At 71.5% G+C, this 4,011-nt stretch carries 5 protein-coding genes; 3 read left to right on the top strand and 2 right to left on the bottom strand.

The annotated features are described in order from the left end of the window. Positions 1–989 (bottom strand): TAXI family TRAP transporter solute-binding subunit (locus VGO20_RS19820; protein WP_327504110.1); only part of this gene is annotated, 989 nt, incomplete at its 3' end. Between the two features lie 255 nt (positions 990–1,244). Between VGO20_RS19820 and VGO20_RS19815 the strand changes: the two genes are divergently transcribed. Together VGO20_RS19815 and VGO20_RS19810 are read left to right on the top strand one after the other, a co-directional pair. Further along, positions 1,245–2,213, top strand: coding sequence for an oxygenase MpaB family protein (locus VGO20_RS19815; protein ID WP_327504109.1), 969 nt, complete (start codon positions 1,245–1,247; stop codon positions 2,211–2,213). After that, positions 2,210–2,554 (top strand): c-type cytochrome, encoded by a 345-nt coding sequence (locus VGO20_RS19810; protein WP_327504108.1) that lies wholly within the window; start codon positions 2,210–2,212, stop codon positions 2,552–2,554. The genes VGO20_RS19815 and VGO20_RS19810 overlap by 4 nt, the downstream gene beginning before the upstream one ends. On the opposite strand, the gene VGO20_RS19805 is transcribed toward VGO20_RS19810, so the two are convergent. After that, on the bottom strand, positions 2,527–3,387 hold the full coding sequence (locus VGO20_RS19805) for a DUF3108 domain-containing protein (protein WP_327504106.1): 861 nt from the start codon (positions 3,385–3,387) through the stop codon (positions 2,527–2,529). The genes VGO20_RS19810 and VGO20_RS19805 overlap by 28 nt on opposite strands. A gap of 158 nt (positions 3,388–3,545) precedes the next feature. On the opposite strand from VGO20_RS19805, the gene VGO20_RS19800 reads away from it, so the two are divergent. Beyond that, positions 3,546–4,011, top strand: a 466-nt coding sequence (locus VGO20_RS19800; RefSeq protein WP_327504105.1) for a M48 family metalloprotease, incomplete at its 3' end; no start/stop codon positions are given.

The following is a 4,011-nucleotide window of genomic DNA, read 5'->3' as shown; positions in this document are numbered from 1 at the left end:
TTGGCTTCCGGCGGGATCACGTTCTCGCCGAGTTCCAGCCCCTTCTCCCGGTAGTACCGGATGGCGCCGGGATGGAACCACAGGAAGTTGTTCTTGTCGTAGGCCTCGGGGACGGTCTCCGCGGCGGCGCTGTGGATCGCGGCCATGCGGTCGGGGTTGTCGAGGACGGTCTTCATCACCTCGTAGACGAGGTCTTCCGGCATGTCCTTGTGGACGATGCCGAAGTTCCACATCGCGACCGTTTCCTGATCGTCACCCATGCTCCGATAGGTGTCGCCCGGGATCGTGTAGGCGCTGAGCGCCGGATTCGCCTCGAGGATCGTCTGGAGCTGCTCGTCGGTGAACGAGAAGAAGTTGACCGGGGCCTGCGCCTCGACCTGCGAGAAGGCGGCGATCGGCAGTCCCGCGGCGAAGGCGAAGGCGTCGATCAGCCCGTCCTGGAGCTGGCCCGCGAGATCGGACGCGCCGCCGTATTGCGGGTCGATCTCGATCCCCACATCCGCGAAGATCTTCGGGAACACGGTGCCCGGCGTGCCGCCGCGCGGGCCCAGGCCGACCTTCTTGCCGGCCAGTTCCTCGACCGAGTCGATGCCGGAGCTCTGCAGCGTCACGATGTGGAAGGGGGTCTGGTACATCGGGAAGGTCGCGCGGACGTCCTTCATCTCGACCCCCGGGGCGAGCGGGCTCTGCCCGGTCCAGGCGTCGTAGGCGGGACCCATGGTGGTCATCGCGAAGTCGAGATCGCCGTTGTGGACCAGCGCCATGTTCTGTACCGGCCCGCCGGTCGCCTCGGTGCTCGTGTTGACGCCGAGCATTTCCTGGACCAGCCCGGCCCAGCCGGCGCCGTAGATGAAATAGGTGCCGCCCTGCGAGGCCGTCCCGACCTTCAGGGACTGGGGCCAGCCGGACCGGTCCTGAGCCTCGGCCGGGCCGGCCAGCGCCAGTCCGGCGAGCGCCACGCCGAACGCGGCGAAACGAGCCAAATTCATCTTCCTCCTCCCCGATTCGTTGTCGGTGTCCGGGTCCTTCCCCCGTTTGGGGCCGGACCCGTATCCGCTTCACCTCGCCCGCGGGAGCAAGCGAAGCGAGAGCTTCTTGCCGCCAACTCTAATGCCTTGGTGTCCTGATTCCAATATGTTCACGTTTTTTGAATGGATGTGGCCGGCGGCGGGCCATGAACCAAGCTCCGCCCCTGCCGTTTCCATTGGCCGGGCGTGCATCGCCCGGCGCTGTGGAGGGCCGGGATGGACGAGATGGTGCCGCATCATCCGGGGGACGTGACCGCCGACGGTCTGGAACGCGAGCTGGACGCGCTGCGCGCGGCCGTTCCGGGCGGCGACGCAGGCGTCTTCGGTCCCGGATCGATGACGTGGCGGATCGACCGCGAGGCGGCGACCTTCCTGGGGGCGGGGCGCGCCCTTCTGCTTCAGCTCGCCCATCCGTGGGTCGCGGCCGCCGTCGCGGAGCATTCTCGCACCCTGGGCGACCCGATAGGGCGCTTCCACGGCACCTTCAACATCGTCTTCACGATGGTTTTCGGCACCCTCGACCAGGCTTTCTCCATGGCCCGGAGGCTTCACCGCCGGCATGCCGCGGTCACGGGCGTGATGCCCTCCGCGGTCGGGCCGTTCCCGGCCGGCACCCCCTACCGGGCCAACGACCCGTCGGCGCTCGCCTGGGTCGCCGCGACCCTGGCCGAGACGGCGGTCACCGTCCACGAACGGGTGATCGGACCGCTGTCGGAGCCGGAGCGGGACGCGTTCCACCGCGAGAACCGGCGTTTCGGCGCCCTGTTCGGCGTACCGGAGGCGGCATCGACGCCGAATTGGCCGGCGTTCCGCGCCTACAACGAGGGAATGTGGGACTCGGAGGTGCTGACGGTCGGCCCGGAGGCGCGCCGGCTGGCCCAGGCGATCTTGTCCGGGGCGGGGACGCGGCTCGCCGCGCCGTCGTGGTACCTGGCGGTCACGGCGCATCTGCTGCCGGAACGGTTGCGCCGGGGTTATGGCCTTCCCTATGGCCCCGTCGAGCGCTCGCGCGCCGAGCGCGCGCTGTCCCGGGCCGCCCGAGCCTACCCGCTGCTGCCGGCGCGGCTGCGCTACGTCGGGCCCTACCAGGAGGCGCTCGCCCGCTTGGGCGGTCGCGCCGGACCTGACCTGACGGCCCGTTTTCTCAACCGCTTATGGATCGGCCGCCAGAGGATGGAGCCATGACCCACATGCAGAGCGTCACCTTGCGTGCCGCGGCCGCCGCGCTCGGCTTCGCGCTCACGATGTCGGCCGGCCCGCGCGCGGCACTCGCCCAGGAGGCCGCGGGCGAACCGGAGGCGGGGCGCCGCATCGCCGAGACCTGGTGCGTGCATTGCCACGCGATCGACCCGCAGGCGGCCGTCACCGACATGGCCCCGGCCTTCGAGATGCTGGCGCAGGAGCGGACGGCGTCCCAGCTCGCGGCGTTCCTGACCGATCCCCATGGCGGAATGCCGCCGCTGGAGCTGAGCCGGCGGGAGATCGAGGACCTCGTCGCCTACATACGGTCGCTGGACGCGCGCTGAGCCGTCGCCGGCCCCGGCCCCGGCTCCGGCCCGGTGGTCGCGGATACGAGGTGGAGGACGAAGCTGCTGCCCGGTTCGTCGAGCTGCAGGCGGACCGGCACCGTCTCGCCGTCCGGGCCTGCCGGTGCGTGCCAGACCGTCGCGGTGCGCTCGGCGCCGTACTCGAAGAAGGCGCCCTCGTCGCGGTCGCCCTCGAAACCCGCGACCGGCCGCAGCGTGACCTCGCAGCGGTCGGCGGGGCCGGAATAGCGGGCCTGCCGGTTCGCCTCGAGGGTGTCGGTCCCGTCGTCGCGCGCGAGGATGTCGTAGCGGCGCCGGCCGTCGAACACCGGCAGGTCGCCGGAGCAGCCGTCCGGGCCCAGCGCCGCGGCCACCGCGAGCAAGGCGCTCAGGGGATCGATGGTCCCGGGCCGGAACTCCGGCGGCACGGCGGCCGCATCCTCGGCCGACTGGGGCGGGAGGTCGACGACCTCGACCGCGCCGGTCTCGTCCCAGCGCATCCGCCGGACCTCGTGCTTGCGGCGCAGCCGGCGCTCGGCGCGGAAATTCTCCGGAGCGGGACCGGCGGCGGTCAGCCGTCCCTCCGCCTCGGCGACATAGGACCAGCCGGTCAGCAGGTCGACGAGGCGGGTGCCGCGAGCCTCGATCCGCGTCTCGTACCGGCCGTCCCCCCGCTCGATCGCGAACGTGCCGTTCGCGAGACGGATGCCGCTGCCATAGACCGCGAAGCCGATCTCGATCGACCCTGCCGCGACCGGGGACGCGGCGACCGGGGACGCGGCGAGCAGGGCCGCGGCGACCGCGGCCGGCATGACGGTTCGGGCGAGGCGCATGGGGGGAGCTCACGGGCGACGGGATCGGTCGGGGTAGACCTTGCCCGCGGCGGGTGGCAGCATTGTGGCGCCCATGCGGGGAACGCCGTCCGCGCCGAGGCGTTGTTCGAAGCGGGGATTCTCCCCACCGATCTCCTGGAGACACCGGAGAACCGCCGATGTGCCGAATTCGCCGCCCTCTTCGCGGGACTTCCCGCGCCCGCCGGACCTTCCTGGGCCTGATGGCCGGGGGCATGCTGCTCGCGGGTTGCGCGGGGGACGGTCAGACCGGCCTCGGGATCAATCTCGTGTCCCCGGAACAGACGCGCGAGCTGGGGCTGCAGAACTGGGAGCAGATCCGGGCCCAGACCCCGGTTTCCGACAATGCGACCTACCGCCGGGCACTCGACAACGTGACGACGAAGCTGCTGCGGGCCGCCGGCGAGGACCCCGGCGCCTGGGAGGCCGTCGTCTTCGAGGGCGAGGAGGCCAACGCCTTCGCCCTGCCGGGCGGCAAGATCGGCGTCTACGAGGGCATGTTCCAGGTCGCCGAGAACGAGGCCCAGCTCGCCGCCGTGGTCGGGCACGAGATCGCGCACAACCAGGCCCAGCACGCCCAGCAGCGGCTGAGCTCCCAGGCGGCGA

The sequence above is a fragment of the Arenibaculum sp. genome (genome assembly GCF_035998295.1).
Lineage (GTDB): Bacteria > Pseudomonadota > Alphaproteobacteria > Azospirillales > Azospirillaceae > DASYHS01.
This window is presented reverse-complemented; position numbering and strand designations above follow the sequence as displayed.